We start from the raw sequence: 16077 nt of genomic DNA, 5'->3' as shown, positions 1-16077 counted from the left end.
CTATAAATGCTTGATGTAGATCCAGATGAGCTGATTATTTCATAAATGTATGTTGAGAGATTTCTACTTCATCAAGCAGCCACTCAACAAATTTTGCAATCAGTGGCGATTGTTGTTGTTCTGCATAGACGAAATAATAGGCACGTGAGCCTTTGAGTTTAATATCAGAGGCGATCACTAAATCACCCGAACGCAGTTCATTTTCGAGCAGTTTCTGAGGAATGAGTGCTACCCCCATATGATGCGTGGCTGCTACAGCAAGCATTGAAAACAATTCATGTCTTTGTCCTTCTAAGGCAAAGGGATGTTCATAGCCATTCACTTCAAACCATTCTTTCCAAATATAAGGGCGTGTGGTTTGTTGTAGTAACGGTAAAGTTGCTATTTCTTCTGCAGTCAAGCTACGATTTAAATGTCCTGAAGTTGCTTTTAATTCGGGAAAATACTTAAAAATTAAATCAGCTGAACAGACAGGTACCACATCTTCATTCATTAAAAAATGAATTTTTGCACCAGGCCAATTTTCGATTTGTTCGGGTGTTCCCGTATAAATGGCGGCATCAAAAATATGTTCACTGAATAAAAAGGGTTTGGTGCTGGTTTCAAGGTGAATGGTGATTTCTGGATAGACTGCATTGAACTTATATAGTCGGGGCAACAACCAACGTGTAGCAAATGTCGGAACCACACCAAGCTTTAATGTACCGCCTAAACCTTTATGACTGATTAAATCAAGCGTACTTTGTTCAATACCCAATAAATGAGATTTTATATTTTTATAATAGTGTTCACCTGCTTGGGTCAGTTCAACGCCATGTCGAGTTCGATTGAATAAATGTAGACCCAAAAAATCTTCTAATTGCTGGACTTGACGAGAGATTGCACTTTGTGTGAGATGCAATTCTTGTGCAGCAAAAGTATAACTTAAATGTTTCGCAGCTGCTTCAAAACAAATTAAAGATTGTAATGAGGGAATCATTCTACGCATATTCTTTCCTTGAATATCTTGGTTTATTTCGAAGTCACACTGAACATCTGCGGATGTCGTTTTTAGCAAAAATAATTCATCAACAATAGTTCCATAATTCTTAATATTTCTAAAAACCCTATGAAAATACAGCAAGATGATCAGTTATTGAGTTTTATCTACAAAAAATATGAGCCGACACTGAATTTATAAAAACATAAGATATGCATAAATGGAATATCTGAGTGAGAATTTATCGTTTGAAAGAATGATTTTTCACACATAACATCAAGGACAAGAACACAAAATACATCAAGCAGAGGATGCGATGAATCAAATGGTCAATTCAGCAAAAAAACCACGTGTACAGTTTAATTGGCAAGATCCCTTTTTATTAGAACAGCAACTCACCGAAGAAGAACGTATGATTCGTGATGCTGCCTATGCCTATTCACAAGATAAATTGATGCCTAGAGTGCTTGAACAGTTCCGTCACGAACAGACAGATATTTCAATTTTTCGTGAAATGGGGGAATTGGGGTTATTAGGACCTACAATTCCTGAGCAATATGGCGGTGCAGGGCTTAATTATGTGAGTTATGGGTTGATTGCACGTGAAATCGAGCGTGTGGATTCAGGCTATCGTTCAATGGCGAGTGTACAAAGTTCATTGGTAATGGTACCTATTAATGAATTTGGCTCAGAACAACAGAAGCAGAAATATTTACCAAAACTGGCATCAGGTGAGTTTATTGGCTGTTTTGGTTTAACCGAACCTGATCATGGATCTGACCCAGGAAGTATGATTACACGGGCAAAAAAAGTTGCAGGTGGTTATCGTCTGACGGGTGCGAAAATGTGGATTACCAATAGTCCAATTGCAGATATATTTGTGGTTTGGGCAAAGGAAGTTTCAGCGGAAGGTCATGTCGGTGAGATTCGGGGCTTTATTTTAGAAAAAGGTTGGGAAGGACTTTCAGCACCTGCAATTCATGGCAAGGTGGGTTTGCGTGCCTCGATTACTGGTGAAATTGTCATGGACAATGTTTTTGTTCCTGAAGAAAATGCATTTCCTGAAATTCGTGGTTTAAGAGGTCCTTTTACTTGCTTAAACAGCGCTCGTTATGGAATAGCATGGGGTGCAATGGGCGCTGCTGAGTTCTGTTGGCATACTGCTCATCAATATACAATGGATCGCAAACAGTTTGGTCGTCCTTTGGCAGCAAACCAATTGGTGCAAAAGAAGTTGGCAGATATGCAAACCGAAATTGCACTAGGTTTACAAATTGCTTTGCGCTTTGGGCGTATGAAAGATGAGGGAATTGCTTCGGTGGAAGGAACTTCCTTAATTAAACGTAATAACTGCGGTAAAGCCTTAGATATTGCTCGTGTCGCTCGAGACATGATGGGGGGAAATGGTATCAGTGATGAATTTGGGGTTGCTCGCCATCTGGTCAATCTTGAAGTGGTTAACACCTATGAAGGTACACATGATGTCCACGCCTTGATTCTTGGACGCGCCCAAACGGGTATCGCTGCTTTTTCTAATTAATTTATAAGTTTTAAAACAGGGATGTTGAATCAGCATCCCTTGAGGCTTTTTACCTTAAATTTCACAAAAATAAGGTAAACATATAAACGATAGAAGGATTCATCGTGAAAATATCTCATTATCTTTAACTATTCTACTTAAATACCCTAACTTCACTCCTAGATGGTACTCAATAAAAATAATAAAGAAAGCAGTAGAGTAAAGATGAAAGATAAGCGATGACTCATTTGGGAAAATGAGGTAAAGGAAAAATGAACAATGAGGTTCAATCTGTTGCAATTACAGCAAAAGGCACAATGCCTTCGAATATTGGGACTTATGAAAAAATAGGACCCAACACATGGAAATGGGCATTGTTATTTGCATATTTTGCCATGGTGGTTGATGGCGTAGATATTATGTTGTTGTCCTATAGTTTAACCAGTTTAAAGGGTGAGTTTGCATTATCTACTTTTCAAGCGGGTGCTCTAGGGAGTGCATCATTAGCAGGAATGGGGATTGGTGGAATCTTGGGAGGGTGGTCTTGTGATAAGTTTGGTCGGGTGCGCACCATTGCAAATTCGGTGACCTTCTTTTCCGTAGCAACATGTCTGTTAGGTTTTACGCAAAGCTTTGAGCAATTTATGGCATTGCGTTTTATTGGTGCATTAGGAATCGGTGCGTTATATATGGCATGTAATACCTTAATGGCTGAGTATGTGCCTACTACTTATCGCACAACTGTATTGGGTACATTACAGACTGGGCAAACAGTAGGATACATTGTAGCAACACTTTTGGCGGGTGCGATTATTCCTGAACATGGTTGGCGGGTATTATTTTTCATTACGGTCATTCCTGCGTTTATCAATATTTTCTTACAACGATTTGTTCCAGAACCAAAATCTTGGCAGTTGACCAAAATTGATCAAATGCAAACGAAAAAGACGCCTGAAGTTGTAATTCGAGAAAAACCAAAAAGTGGCAGCATCTACAAGCAGATTTTTGCCAACTTTAAACATCGTAAAATGTTTTTACTATGGATGACGACGGCATTCTTTTTACAATTCGGTTATTACGGTATCAATAACTGGATGCCAAGCTATCTTGAAACTGAAGTGCATATGAATTTTAAAAATCTAACCAGCTATATGGTAGGTTCATATACAGCGATGATTCTAGGCAAAATATTGGCAGGTTATCTCGCAGATAAATTTAATCGTCGAGCAGTATTTGTATTTGGTACGCTTGCCAGTGCGATTTTCCTTCCAGTCATTATTTTCTTTAATACACCAGACAACATTTTGTATTTATTGGTCACGTTTGGCTTCTTGTATGGAATTCCTTACGGTGTGAATGCAACCTATATGGCAGAATCATTCTCGACTGACGTTCGTGGTACAGCAATTGGTGGTGCATATAACATTGGACGTGTTGGTGCTGCAATTGCGCCAGCAACCATCGGATTTTTAGCCTCAGGAGGGACTTTTATGACTGCCTTTATTGTTATGGGGGCTGCATATTTTGTCGCAGGCGTACTTCCTGGATTATTTATTAAAGATCGTCAATATGATCCACAACAACAATAGTTATTGATCTAAGCATATTAAGCGCTTATGGCATATCGTAAATATAACGAATTGTTTGTAAGTCCGATTCAATCATGAGTTTGAGGGAGTGTTCATCACTCCTCGAATAGAGGCAAAATAAATGAGTGCATTAAAAGGAATTCGAGTTTTAGATCTCAGTAGAGTACTTGCAGGTCCGTGGTGTGGGCAAGTGTTGGCAGACTTAGGTGCAGAAGTCATTAAAATCGAACGCCCTAAAGTGGGAGATGATACCCGTATGTGGGGACCACCTTGGATGCTGAATCAACATGGTCAAACTACTCGGGAGTCAGGTTATTACCAATCTGCAAATCGTAATAAATCTTCTGTTGCCATTGATATTGCAACTGTAGAAGGTCAAAAACTGGTACAACATATTGCTCAAACCGCGGATGTGGTCATCGAAAATTTTAAAGCCGGATCATTAAAAAAATATGGTTTGGATTACGCAACCTTGAGCCAGATTAATCCAAAGCTAATTTACTGCTCAATTACAGGCTTTGGTCAAGATGGACCACGTGCTGAAGAGCCAGGCTATGATTTTATCATCCAAGGCATGTCAGGATTGATGAGTATCACGGGAGAACAAGAAGGTGAGTTGGGCGCAAGTTCACAAAAAGTCGGTGTAGCGGTTGTGGATATTCAAACGGGTTTATATGCAACCATTGCGATTCAAGCTGCGATTATTGCTCGCCAGCAAACAGGAGTAGGTCAGTACATTGATTTATCACTACTCGATGTACAGGTTGCTGGTTTAGCAAATCAAGGAATGAATTATTTAAGTTCAGGTTGTACACCTAAACGGATGGGCAATAGTCATCCTAATATCGTGCCATATCAAACTTTTAAAGCGCGAGACAAAGAATTTATTATTGCCTGTGGAAATGACAAGCAATTTAAAGATTTGTGTATTGCGATAGGTAAACCTGAATTATTGGATAATTCAAATTACCTTCGTAATCAAGATCGGGTGAAATATCGGCATGAATTAATAGCGATTTTGTCTGAATATTTCTTGACGCATGATGCTAGACATTGGGTGGATGCCATTCATGCTGTCAAAGTGCCTGTAGGTGTAATTAATTCTGTTGCGGATGCTTTACAAGAGCCGCAAATCCAATCTCGTAACATGGTTATCAATATTCCACATGTGGATAATACTGACTTTAAAATGATTGGTTCACCGATCAAAATGTCAGGAACACCGATTCAATATCGCAATGCACCTCCACGTTTGGGAGAGCATACAAAAGAGATTCTAGCGCAACTCTATACTGATAATGAATTACAAGCATTTAAACAACAGGGCATTATTGATGGAATCGGTCTTTAAACACAGTTAAAAATACACAAATATTGAATGCACTTTGTGGTACATGATCAGCACTTCATCTGAGTTAATCAAAATAGCCTTTCTTCTAAAAGATAAAAGAAAGGCTGGAGAATACATATGATTTTGCTAAGTGATGTAATTGTTATTTAAGCTGTGGTTGGAAGTGTACGTTGTTGCATTAACACTTGTTGTGCAATATGTACTTCTTCTGCAGCTTTTGGGTTTATTGCATGCCATTGATCATTTGCATCTAATTCCCAAGCGCGAATATTGTCTTTTAGATAACTGAGTAAACCATAGTCAATGATTTGCTTTTTAAGCTTTTTATCTTCGATTGGGAAGCAGGTTTCAACACGTGAAAACAGATTTCTGCCCATCCAGTCTGCACTGGCACAATACAACTCATCCTGACCATCGTTATAGAAATAATAAACTCGGGTGTGTTCCAGGTAGCGTCCTACAATCGAACGCACGCGAATATTTTCGGAAAGCCCTTGTATTTGCGGTCTTAAACAGCAGATTGAACGTATGATCAAATCAATTTTTACACCAGCTTGAGAGGCTGTATACAATGCTGAGATGAGTTTTGGTTCAGTTAAAGCATTTACTTTAATGATAATTCTGGCTTTTTTACCTGCTTTGGCATGTGCTGTTTCTTGTTCAATCAAATGTAAAAGCTGTGCATGTAATGTGAAGGGTGCATGAAATAATTTTTTCAGCTTTAACAGTTTCCCCATACCAGTTAGTTCTTGGAAGATTTTATGAACGTCCTCACAGATTTCTTCATGTGTCGTGAGTAAACCGTAATCGGTGTACATACGCGCATTTCCAGCATGATAGTTTCCCGTGCCAAGATGAACATAACGTTTTAGTTTTCCAGCTTCTCGCCGTACAATTAAAATCATTTTGGCGTGGGTTTTGTAGCCAACAATTCCATAAACCACAACTGCACCAGCTTCTTGCAAAATATTAGCCACTGTAATATTGGATTCTTCATCAAAGCGTGCACGCAATTCAATGATTGCCGTAACTTCTTTGCCATTGCGAGCAGCTTCTGCCAACACTTGTACAATTTCTGAATCAGGTCCACTACGATACAAGGTTTGCTTGATGGCAAGTACGTTTGGATCTTGTGCTGATTCACGCAATAAGTTAATGACGGGTTTAAATGAATCAAACGGATGGTGTAAAAGTACATCTTGCTTAGTCAGTACTTCAAAGATTTTATTCGAATTTCGAAGTGCTTTAGGAATAACAGCTTGATAAGGTTTAAAACGTAATTCAGGAATATCAAAGTTGGTGATTAATCGGGTCAAATTAACAGGACCATTCACTTGATATAGGTGTTGTGGATCAAGATCAAACTGTTCTAAAAGATAATGATTGATTGAATGAGGACAATTGTCAGCAATTTCTAATCGAACCGCACGACCAAAACGCCGTGAGGATAACTCGTCTTTTAAAGCAACAGCGAGGTCATCAACATCTTCTGCGAGTGTCAAGTCAGCATTTCGTGTCACGCGAAATTGGTAACAGCCCGTTGCAGTCATTCCTGGGAATAAATCGCTGATATGTTGTTGGATGATTGCAGACAACAAAATATAGTGTTCTTCGCCACCCGTCAGTTCATCAGGTAGACGCACCACACGTGGTAATGAACGTGGAGCAGGAACAATTGCCAATTCAATTTGTCGACCAAATGCGTCTTTTCCTTCTAAGGTGACAATAAAATTTAAGCTTTTATTGACCAGTCGAGGAAATGGATGTGCTGGATCCAAGCTGATAGGGGTAACAACAGGCTGAACTTGTTTAAAGAAGTAGTGCTTAATCCAATCCAGATGTTTTTCTAAGATATTGTGATATTGGATGAATTTAACGCCATAGTTTTCAAGTTCTGGTAACAGTATGTGGTTTAGAGTGTCATATTGCTCTTGAATCGCAAGGTGAGCACTTGCTGAGATTTGTTCAATGATCACTTCATTGGGAATACCATCAGGTGCACTAGTAATGGTTTTGAAGTCAATTTGCTTCATGAGTCCAGCTACACGAATTTCAAAAAATTCATCCAAATTACGTGAAAAAATAATTAAGAAATTTAAACGTTCAAGTAAGGGATGATTTTTATCTTTGGCTTGTGCCAATACGCGTTTATGAAATTCTAGCAATGAAATTTCACGATTGATGTAGCTACTTGAACTGTGTTGAAATTCAGTTGAGGATAAATTTTTTGAAGCGGGCATGATCTGCGTCATTTGAAACTGTCTTAACGACCTTGATGGGCATAGTAAGTATTCTACATGACAAAATTGTTACAGTTAGCTAAAATATTGAAAATTATTTCAATTTTAACATATTTGTAAATTATTTTTTTAAACATAGATAAACAGGGGTTCTTGGGGATATCGCTTCAACATCTTGTTCTATCAAACTGTTGAAGCGTGGAAATGTCAATTTTAAAATTGACATTGATCATTTTTAAGTTTTAGCTCATATACTTTTTCTGCTGAACTTAGTTTCATTTTCACATAATAGGGATTTCGTCTTTGGAATTCATTTTCAAAAATTAAACCACAGTTTTCAAGCATACCTTGCATGAGAAATTGCTGGGTTTTTTCTTTACCCATGCTGTCAGAAAATTGTTTGAAATTTTCGGATGTAATAATTCCTTCGAGATCAATGTGATCATGATACAAACGTATTTTTTCGATCACAGTATTTTGGTCAATTTGAACGGGTAATACACGTGAATCCTCATCACTTAAGGCATTTAAAACATCATCTAAATTTTTTGAATCCTTAATTTTGTAATTTTGTTCAATAAGTTGATTTTGAATTAAATAGTCATCCAATTCAGTTGCATAACTCTGGATGGATAAGCTCAGTAAAAGGGTTGTTATTGATGAAGATATTATTTTGAAATTCATTTGAATAATACACTTATAAAGAATATGGATTTATTATACTCAATCAAACAATATGTACCAGTGTTGTGACTTACTTTTATCAAAAGCTTACATCATTCACCTATGTTAAGGTGTTGGGAAAAAATGCAGAACTCGATTTGCTTCTTTTTCAAAATGCTTTAAAGCGTGTTGATCAGGTGGTTGTATATTGCAAAAACCAATATTTGAATTGTTTTCTATATTGCATGTATTCCGCCATCCTCCATATTGAAATGGTTGGGCACTTGAAGATTTATGTACTTGATAATCATATACTTCACCATGCTCATTCCAAATCGCTGTGGTATAGCGAGTTTCACATGTCCTCATGTCAGCGAGAGTTGTACTGTAATAGCTGAGCTGTCCATCAATAAAAAATAACGTGTATTTGTAATCCCCAAAAGTACTTTTACATTTGAGATCCTTTTTTTGCTTGGCACTTATGTCTACAGCAGTAAATTGATGACCGTCTAGCTGAGCATCAAAGCGCTTTGCTGAGTAGATTTTTTCCAAATTTGCAATTTCCGCTGGATAAGGTGATTTTAGATCACTCGAAATATAGTTTGGAATTGCTCTAATATTTTGGTTGGTAAAATACCCTAAATATGGATGTGTTTTAAAAAACTGGTAGGGCGGCGTCTGATTTGGATCTATCGCGCCTGCAACAGTATCAAGAGTTGAAAATCCAGATTGACTAAAACGGAGCGTTCCCTTTAAACCTTCAAAGCCATTACCTATAGAGACAGGTTGAATCAGCCGATGATGCTCAGATCCGCTTGCACGAATAACAAGTCCATCAGATGAACTTATATTATGTTTAAATGGAATTATCACAGTAAAACTTTCTAATTTATATAAAGTACCAGTAGAAAGTGGAACCTGAAAGGTCAGCGTATTTGTTGCTAAGTTTTTGACTGCATTAATTTGAATTTGCTTGGATTTCTTTTTAAAACAGGGAAAGCTTAAAAAACCACATTTTTTTATGCTACCAGTGACACCCACAATACTATGTCGAGGTAGATAAAATGCTTCACCTACAATTGGACGATTAAATAAGTTGTTTTTTTGTTCTTGATTCATTGTGCCGTAACTTTCATACAGATCAAGTGTAATGGTCAAGTTCTTAGCGTTTAAAGGAAAAGCGACACTAACCAACAAACTACACAATATTAATTTTTTCATGGCGATGTTGTTATCCTTATGATCATATAATTTACATCTATCGTATTGGAAAAATAAAATCTAGTTAATTTCTTTTCAATCAGGCATTTCTAGGTGTATTCAAGCGATTAGTGAATAATAAAATTTGAAGCTTATTGATTAGCATCGATAGATAAAAAATAAGCACCGATTGAGGTGCTTATTTTATGGATATGACTTGATCTTAACTTTAGAAAACTAATCTTTTTTTAAGTTTTCATTGATCAAGAATTCAACCAATGCTTTTTGTGCATGTAAGCGATTTTCTGCTTCATCCCACACCACTGCATTTTTATGATCCAACATATTTTCAGAAACTTCCTCACCACGATGTGCAGGAAGACAATGCATAAATAAACAATCAGGATGTGCTAAATCCATCAATTTTTCATTGACCTGATAAGCAGCGAAAGCTTTTTCACGAATTTTTTGTTCTTCCTCTTGTCCCATACTTGCCCAAACATCGGTGACTATGAGGTCTGCATTTACAGCAGCATCTTCAGCAGATTCAAACAGTTCAACACAATGGGCAAACTCAGAAAGAAATTCTGGTTTTGGTTCATAACCTTTTGGCGAAGCAATTTTTAATTTAAAACCCCACATATGTGCTGCTTCAATATAGGAGTTACACATATTATTGCCATCCCCAATCCAAGCCACTGTCTTTCCTTCAATTGAACCACGATGTTCAACAAAGGTCTGTATATCAGCCAATAACTGGCATGGGTGATGGTCATCGGTCAATGCATTGATCACGGGCACAGAAGAATATTCAGCAAAACGTTCGACAATATCATGACCAAAAGTACGAATCATGACGATATCAAGCATACTAGAAATGACTCGAGCTGAATCTTCAATCGGCTCACCACGTCCAAGTTGTGTATCACGAGATGATAGAAAAATTGCACTGCCACCAAACTGGCTCATACCAGCTTCAAAGGAGACACGAGTACGGGTGCTCGACTTTTCAAAAATCATCCCCATGACTTTTCCAACAAAAGGTTGGAATACTTCGTTATTGTGCTGTTTTCGCTTTAACTCTATAGCGCGTTCGATGATGCGATTCAGTTCAGCAGTGGATAAGTCACGTAAAGTAAGAAAATGTCGTAGAGCCATGGTTACTCCACAATAATTGTCTAGTCAAAGCCAATAGCGAATTGACCAACAATTCATTGTTGGTTGATGAAAATAAAAAGGAGAATCATCTAATATACTATATGAATATGAAAACGCAAAAAAATTAGACCTTTTGATGCCCTTGTAGGAAGCGATCTACGCAATAACTGATGCAATCGAGTATTTCTTGATCAGAATCTTTAATTTCAATCCCCATCAAGATTCGCCATTCTAAATTTCTAAGGATGCCAAAATAGAATTGTGCTGAATAAAGTGGATTTTCACAGACCAGTTTTTGGTTTTCTGCATAACGTTCTAAAGCACTAGCAATCGAAAGTTGGACTTGTTTGGGACCCTTTTCATGAATATAGAGTGCCAATTGTGGATCTTTTTGTGAGCGTTCAAAGATCAGACGTATAAATGCAATGTTATCGGGCATGATCATATGCTTATAGAAGGTGATTAAGGTGGTAATTAGATAAGCACGAAGATCATTACATGATGGGTTGAACGGTCGGCAGATATCTTTAAAAAAAAGATCACGGCGATAGTCGCAAATTGCGGTAAATAGACCTTCTTTATTGCCGAAATACTTATAAATCGACGCTTTTGAACCACCCGCATGATTGACAATGTCATCGAGTGACACCGCATCATAACCATGTTCCAAAAAAAGTTGATTTGCACTAATCAATAATGCCAAACGACGTTCATGACCACGTTTTGTTTGTGGGAAATCACATCCAGAGGCTTCAATATGTGCTAAATCTTGGTTCATAAATTGCGGATAAAAAGTACGTTGTAATTATTATAACAAAAATGTCAATAAATTTCTTTGTCAGTATTGATTTGTCTTGGTTGGTTAATAAATGCGCATTAAATTGAAAAAATGAATCAAAATTCATTTTTCTTTGACTAAAGTTTTAGAGTAATATACCTAAATGGTCATATGCGATTTACAAATTATGGCTATACTCAAAACTCAATAAACAAGTGACCACTGTGGAAGGGAATATGACACAACAAACGTCTGCAGGCTTAAGATTTAGACAAGCACTAGAAGTGGAAAAACCATTACAAATCATTGGTACAGTCAATGCCTATGCCGCAATGATGGCGAAACAAGTAGGTTATAAAGCAATCTATGTTTCAGGTGCTGGGGTAGCCAATTATTCATATGGTTTACCAGATTTAGGGATGACGAGCTTAGACAATGTATTGGAAGATGTTCGCCGTATTACAGAACGTGTAGACACACCATTATTGGTCGATATTGATACAGGTTGGGGCGGTGCCTTTAATATTGCACGTACAATAAAACAAATGATCAGTGCAGGTGCTGCTGCTGTTCATATCGAAGATCAAGTGGCGCAAAAGCGTTGCGGGCACCGTCCAAATAAAGAAATCGTTTCTCAGCAAGAAATGGTCGATCGTATTAAAGCAGCAGTCGATGCTAAAACTGATTCAAACTTTGTCGTAATGGCACGTACAGATGCCTTACAAAAAGAAGGCTTGCAAGCGGTTATTGACCGTGCATGTGCCTGTGTTGAAGCGGGTGCTGACGCAATATTTGCTGAAGCCATGACGGACATCACTATGTATAAAACCGTATGTGATGCAGTAGGTGTACCTGTACTTGCCAATATTACCGAATTTGGTGATACCCCGTATTACACCACTGAAGAGTTAGGTGAGCAGGGCATTAGCATGGTGCTATATCCATTATCTGCAACACGTGCAATGCAAAAAGCTGCACTCGAAGTTTTTCGATCTATTCGTGAAAATGGTACTCAAGTCAATGTATTGGATACCATGCAACAACGTAAAGAGCTTTACGAATTCCTTGATTATCACACTTTTGAAAATACTCTAGACAAGCTGTTCACGCAGGAGAAATAATAAAATGGCTGAAGGAAAAGTACTCACAGGCGCAGGACTGCGCGGTCAAGTTGCTGGTAAAACAGCACTTTCTACTGTAGGTAAAAGTGGCGCAGGTTTAACCTATCGTGGTTACGATGTGCAAGACCTTGCAGAAAATTGCCAATTTGAAGAAGTTGCTTATCTGATTTTCTTTGGTGAATTACCGACCGCAGAACAATTGGCTGCATATAAGGCAAAATTAAAATCTTTGCGTCAATTACCACAAGCGTTAAAAGAAGTCTTGGAACGTATTCCTGCTGACTCACACCCAATGGATGTGATGCGTACAGGCGTTTCAATGTTAGGTAATCTTGAAACAGAAAAGTCATTTGAACAACAGCAAGATGTTGCAGATCGCATTCTAGCGACTTTGCCAGCAATCATTTGTTATTGGTATCGTTTTAGCCATGATGGCGTGCGTATTGAAGAAAATACCGATGATGATTCAATTGGCGCTCAATTCCTGCATTTACTTCGTGGTGAGAAACCGAATGAATTGCATGAACAAGTGATGAATGTTTCGTTAATTCTTTATGCTGAGCATGAGTTTAATGCATCTACATTCACTGCGCGTGTTTGTGCATCAACCTTGTCTGATATGCATTCATGTATTACAGGTGCAATTGGTTCACTTCGTGGTCCATTGCATGGTGGTGCAAATGAAGCGGCTATGGAAATGATTGAAAACTGGACCTCTCCTGAAGAAGCTGAGCGTGAAATGCTGGGCAAGCTTGAGCGTAAAGAAAAAATCATGGGCTTTGGTCATGCGATCTATAAAGACAATGATCCTCGTAACGGCATTATCAAAATTTGGTCTGAGCGTTTAGCAAAAGATGTAGGTGATACAGTACTTTATCCAGTATCTGTTCGTTGTGAAGAAGTGATGTGGCGTGAGAAGAAATTGTTCTGTAATGCAGACTTCTTCCATGCATCTGCTTATCACTTTATGGATATTGCGACTAAATTGTTTACTCCAATTTTTGTGATGTCTCGTGTTACCGGTTGGGCTGCACATGTCATGGAACAACGTGCAGACAATCGTATTATTCGTCCAAGTGCGGATTATACAGGACCAGAACTTCGTAAAGTTGTTCCAATCGCTGAACGTTCAGCTGCCTAATTTTCAATTATTCGCATGTTTATAGATAAAGCCTGAATTCAGGCTTTATCTATGTATTGTTCAACGAAAAAACGATAATCTTTTTATCACCTCATGTGTTGATGCAATTTCTGCAATACAGAGTGAAAGGCTTGTTAGAGTCGCTTTTTGAACCGCTTGTGCACTCATTGCTCCAGCACCCAGATCGGGATGATCCATAGTGGCTGTACCATCAGATACAAAAATCACTTTATAATTTCTAAAATGTGCATCACGGGCAGTCGATTCATAACACATATTTGTTACTGTTCCTGTAATAATAAGCGTCTCAATTCCTAATTTTTTTAGATACTGATCTAAATCGGTGTTGTAGAAAGCACTGTAACGATTTTTTTTAATAACAAGCTCATCTTTTTGCGGTGCAAGATCAGGGTAAATTTCAACACCTTCGGTGTCATCTACCAAAGCTGATTGTTGATCTATCGGAGACCAAAAATCTGACATCAGCCCCATATCGCTTCGGTCTTTTTGATGTACATGAGTTGTATAGATTATTGTTAACCCTTTTTCTCTGCTTATGGTAACTAAACTTTTTATATTGGGAACAATTTCTGTTGCCATTGGGACCCACATGGATGCATCAGGTTTAACAAAATCGTTTTCCATGTCTATGATCAACAGTGCAGTTTTTTTAGGATTGTCGATTTCAAATTTCATAACTTTTCCTTAATTTATAAAGTGATTACGTTTTTACATCATTGGATCGAGAACAGATAAAAAGCATATAAAACGTTTATTTTTTATTTAAACTTAATTATTAGATCATGATTTTTAAAGGTAAATGATACTTTGTTAGTATAATTTTATACTTGATAACGTTCATCTAGGGGCGAGATGTAATGAGTTTTAAATATGAATTTTAGAAAATTAAAAGCATATTCCTTGAGTAATCATGAGGATTCAATCCTTAACAACTTACAGGAAAGAAAGATGGATATTGATTTATTGTATGTTAAGAATGTTTTAATGACGCCAAATAAAATTGATGGATGATGATATGTTTATTTTATAGTAGAGCCTCCTAGGAGGCTTTACTTATTGAGGAAGCTGACCATTAGGGAAAAGAATGACCGCTTCTTCACGTGTATACCCCTCATCAAACGGTAAGCTCAGAGATTCAAAAGTAATCAGAGCACCTTTATTTTTTGGTAATTCAAATGCTTGTTTAAGTTTAATGTTCGGGCTGTAACTGGTTAAGTTCATTGCTTTACTTTGATTTTGGGTATTCTGTACTGTGAATACTGAACTATATACGCTACTCAATGGTATCGAATCTTGAGACGTTGATGCATTTTGTTCAAGTAAATTAAGCTTAAAATCACGTACATCTAATGCTTTAAGTGGCTTAAGTTGGGTATGAATCTTGACTAATGCTTGATTAAATGTGGCTTGGTCTTTAATTGCAGAGAATCTTTCATCATATTTTGGCAAATCATACTTTTTCTCGTTTAGGGGATAATAATAAACTTTAGGAACGGAATAACTTTTTGAATTTTCAACAACAAATACATGTTTAGTCTTTGAATCATAACCGAGAACTAGCAGCGTAATATTGCTGTAATCATTTGCGAAAGCTGCACAACTGAACATCAGTAAAATGCTTGATGCGATTATTTTTGACATTTTTGCCTCATCATTTTTTAGGTAATAATAAAACAGGATCTTCAATATCATAACCTGTTTCTTCAGGAATACCGTAATATTTGACAATAACTAACATCTTATTCTGATTGGGTATGACATAATTTTGTGTGATTTTTATTGTTTTAGCATACTGTAGTGCTTGTTGATTGCTGCTTTTTAACGTAGCAGTGCTAACCCTATATAATGTTTTATACTGAGGAATCTTTTCTGATGGATCATGCCAAGCAGAAACGTATTGTGTTTGACTTTTCATGATCTGAATTTTTGCCGTATTGGCATTGCCAGTGAGCAGAGGTATCAATCGCTTTTTTATTTTCGCGAGGTCTTTTTCAAATTGAGTACCATCTTGATCATAATCAATTTGGTGAGTTTTAGGATGAACGTAGAGGGATTTAACTTCAATCAAACGATCTGGTGATTTGCTATTTAACTGGTAATAATATAATTGTGCTAGGCGTCCACGTTCATCTTCAAAATGTCTGAGTAAATAAAGTTTTTGTTCTTTTGTTTCATAGCCGAGTACTTCAATATGTTGACCACCTCCCACAGTAGCATAACAATGTAATGACATTGTAAGAGTCATGCCGATGGATAAGTATTTTAAAAAGTGCATGAGTTGATATTCTTTTGATACGTGTTTGTTATTTTGCATAAT

General features: G+C 37.3%; 14 protein-coding genes. 5 read left to right on the top strand and 9 right to left on the bottom strand.

Annotated features, from left to right (window positions below; translation table 11 throughout):
* Positions 1-34: 34 nt before the first annotated feature.
* A complete protein-coding gene (locus TOL5_RS11585) occupies positions 35-988 on the bottom strand; it encodes a LysR substrate-binding domain-containing protein (protein ID WP_199995702.1) in 954 nt (317 codons plus the stop codon).
* Positions 989-1295: 307 nt separating this feature from the next.
* Between TOL5_RS11585 and TOL5_RS11580 the strand changes: the two genes are divergently transcribed.
* The 3 genes from TOL5_RS11580 to TOL5_RS11570 all read left to right on the top strand — a co-directional run bounded on the left by TOL5_RS11580 (position 1296) and on the right by TOL5_RS11570 (position 5438).
* Positions 1296-2519, top strand: coding sequence for an acyl-CoA dehydrogenase (locus TOL5_RS11580; protein ID WP_199995701.1), 1224 nt, complete (start codon positions 1296-1298; stop codon positions 2517-2519).
* A gap of 251 nt (positions 2520-2770) precedes the next feature.
* The gene (locus TOL5_RS11575) at positions 2771-4087 is read left to right on the top strand and encodes an MFS transporter (RefSeq protein ID WP_042087172.1); all 1317 of its coding nucleotides are present in this window, start codon (positions 2771-2773) and stop codon (positions 4085-4087) included.
* A 121-nt stretch (positions 4088-4208) separates the two neighbouring features.
* A complete protein-coding gene (locus TOL5_RS11570) occupies positions 4209-5438 on the top strand; it encodes a CaiB/BaiF CoA transferase family protein (RefSeq protein ID WP_151780756.1) in 1230 nt (409 codons plus the stop codon).
* Between the two features lie 146 nt (positions 5439-5584).
* Here TOL5_RS11570 and ppk1 read toward each other — a convergent pair whose 3' ends face one another.
* From ppk1 to TOL5_RS11545, 5 genes are all read right to left on the bottom strand, one after another.
* Positions 5585-7690, bottom strand: coding sequence for a polyphosphate kinase 1 (gene ppk1 / locus TOL5_RS11565; RefSeq protein WP_151780755.1), 2106 nt, complete (start codon positions 7688-7690; stop codon positions 5585-5587).
* 201 nt (positions 7691-7891) lie between these two features.
* The gene (locus tag TOL5_RS11560; RefSeq protein ID WP_004830934.1) at positions 7892-8362 is read right to left on the bottom strand and encodes a hypothetical protein; all 471 of its coding nucleotides are present in this window, start codon (positions 8360-8362) and stop codon (positions 7892-7894) included.
* A 105-nt stretch (positions 8363-8467) separates the two neighbouring features.
* The gene (locus TOL5_RS11555) at positions 8468-9562 is read right to left on the bottom strand and encodes a hypothetical protein (protein ID WP_151780754.1); all 1095 of its coding nucleotides are present in this window, start codon (positions 9560-9562) and stop codon (positions 8468-8470) included.
* Between the two features lie 216 nt (positions 9563-9778).
* A complete protein-coding gene (gene argF, locus TOL5_RS11550) occupies positions 9779-10699 on the bottom strand; it encodes an ornithine carbamoyltransferase (RefSeq protein ID WP_151780753.1) in 921 nt (306 codons plus the stop codon).
* A gap of 124 nt (positions 10700-10823) precedes the next feature.
* On the bottom strand, positions 10824-11477 hold the full coding sequence (locus tag TOL5_RS11545; RefSeq protein WP_005029173.1) for a TetR/AcrR family transcriptional regulator: 654 nt from the start codon (positions 11475-11477) through the stop codon (positions 10824-10826).
* 236 nt (positions 11478-11713) lie between these two features.
* Here TOL5_RS11545 and prpB point away from each other — a divergent pair, with 236 nt between their 5' ends.
* Positions 11714-12598 carry a methylisocitrate lyase gene (gene prpB, locus TOL5_RS11540; RefSeq protein WP_004830929.1) on the top strand — a complete coding sequence of 295 codons (885 nt, stop codon included), beginning with the start codon at positions 11714-11716 and terminating at the stop codon, positions 12596-12598.
* A 4-nt stretch (positions 12599-12602) separates the two neighbouring features.
* Positions 12603-13739, top strand: a complete 1137-nt coding sequence (gene prpC / locus TOL5_RS11535) for a bifunctional 2-methylcitrate synthase/citrate synthase (RefSeq protein ID WP_009585013.1) — start codon at positions 12603-12605, stop codon at positions 13737-13739.
* 60 nt (positions 13740-13799) lie between these two features.
* Here prpC and TOL5_RS11530 read toward each other — a convergent pair whose 3' ends face one another.
* The 3 genes from TOL5_RS11530 to TOL5_RS11520 form a co-directional block, all read right to left on the bottom strand.
* Positions 13800-14435 (bottom strand): isochorismatase family protein, encoded by a 636-nt coding sequence (locus TOL5_RS11530; RefSeq protein ID WP_151780752.1) that lies wholly within the window; start codon positions 14433-14435, stop codon positions 13800-13802.
* 378 nt (positions 14436-14813) lie between these two features.
* On the bottom strand, positions 14814-15401 hold the full coding sequence (locus TOL5_RS11525; protein WP_151780751.1) for a hypothetical protein: 588 nt from the start codon (positions 15399-15401) through the stop codon (positions 14814-14816).
* A 10-nt stretch (positions 15402-15411) separates the two neighbouring features.
* Positions 15412-16035: a hypothetical protein gene (locus TOL5_RS11520; protein WP_171496484.1), complete on the bottom strand. Its 624-nt coding sequence runs from the start codon at positions 16033-16035 to the stop codon at positions 15412-15414.
* Positions 16036-16077: the final 42 nt, after the last annotated feature.

Source organism: Acinetobacter sp. Tol 5, assembly GCF_019702905.1.
Lineage (GTDB): Bacteria > Pseudomonadota > Gammaproteobacteria > Pseudomonadales > Moraxellaceae > Acinetobacter > Acinetobacter bereziniae.
The sequence above is the reverse complement of the archived record's forward strand: the minus strand, read 5'-3'. Positions and strand labels throughout refer to the sequence as shown.

Excerpts from the sequence above, each read along its gene's own strand:
- TOL5_RS11585 (WP_199995702.1), bottom strand. The coding sequence starts at position 988 with ATGCGTAGAATGATTCCCTCATTACAATCTTTAATTTGTTTTGAAGCA.
- TOL5_RS11580 (WP_199995701.1), top strand. The coding sequence starts at position 1,296 with ATGAATCAAATGGTCAATTCAGCAAAAAAACCACGTGTACAGTTTAAT.
- TOL5_RS11575 (WP_042087172.1), top strand. The coding sequence starts at position 2,771 with ATGAACAATGAGGTTCAATCTGTTGCAATTACAGCAAAAGGCACAATG.
- TOL5_RS11570 (WP_151780756.1), top strand. The coding sequence starts at position 4,209 with ATGAGTGCATTAAAAGGAATTCGAGTTTTAGATCTCAGTAGAGTACTT.
- ppk1 (WP_151780755.1), bottom strand. The coding sequence starts at position 7,690 with ATGACGCAGATCATGCCCGCTTCAAAAAATTTATCCTCAACTGAATTT.
- TOL5_RS11560 (WP_004830934.1), bottom strand. The coding sequence starts at position 8,362 with ATGAATTTCAAAATAATATCTTCATCAATAACAACCCTTTTACTGAGC.
- TOL5_RS11555 (WP_151780754.1), bottom strand. The coding sequence starts at position 9,562 with ATGAAAAAATTAATATTGTGTAGTTTGTTGGTTAGTGTCGCTTTTCCT.
- argF (WP_151780753.1), bottom strand. The coding sequence starts at position 10,699 with ATGGCTCTACGACATTTTCTTACTTTACGTGACTTATCCACTGCTGAA.
- TOL5_RS11545 (WP_005029173.1), bottom strand. The coding sequence starts at position 11,477 with ATGAACCAAGATTTAGCACATATTGAAGCCTCTGGATGTGATTTCCCA.
- prpB (WP_004830929.1), top strand. The coding sequence starts at position 11,714 with ATGACACAACAAACGTCTGCAGGCTTAAGATTTAGACAAGCACTAGAA.
- prpC (WP_009585013.1), top strand. The coding sequence starts at position 12,603 with ATGGCTGAAGGAAAAGTACTCACAGGCGCAGGACTGCGCGGTCAAGTT.
- TOL5_RS11530 (WP_151780752.1), bottom strand. The coding sequence starts at position 14,435 with ATGAAATTTGAAATCGACAATCCTAAAAAAACTGCACTGTTGATCATA.
- TOL5_RS11525 (WP_151780751.1), bottom strand. The coding sequence starts at position 15,401 with ATGTCAAAAATAATCGCATCAAGCATTTTACTGATGTTCAGTTGTGCA.
- TOL5_RS11520 (WP_171496484.1), bottom strand. The coding sequence starts at position 16,035 with ATGCACTTTTTAAAATACTTATCCATCGGCATGACTCTTACAATGTCA.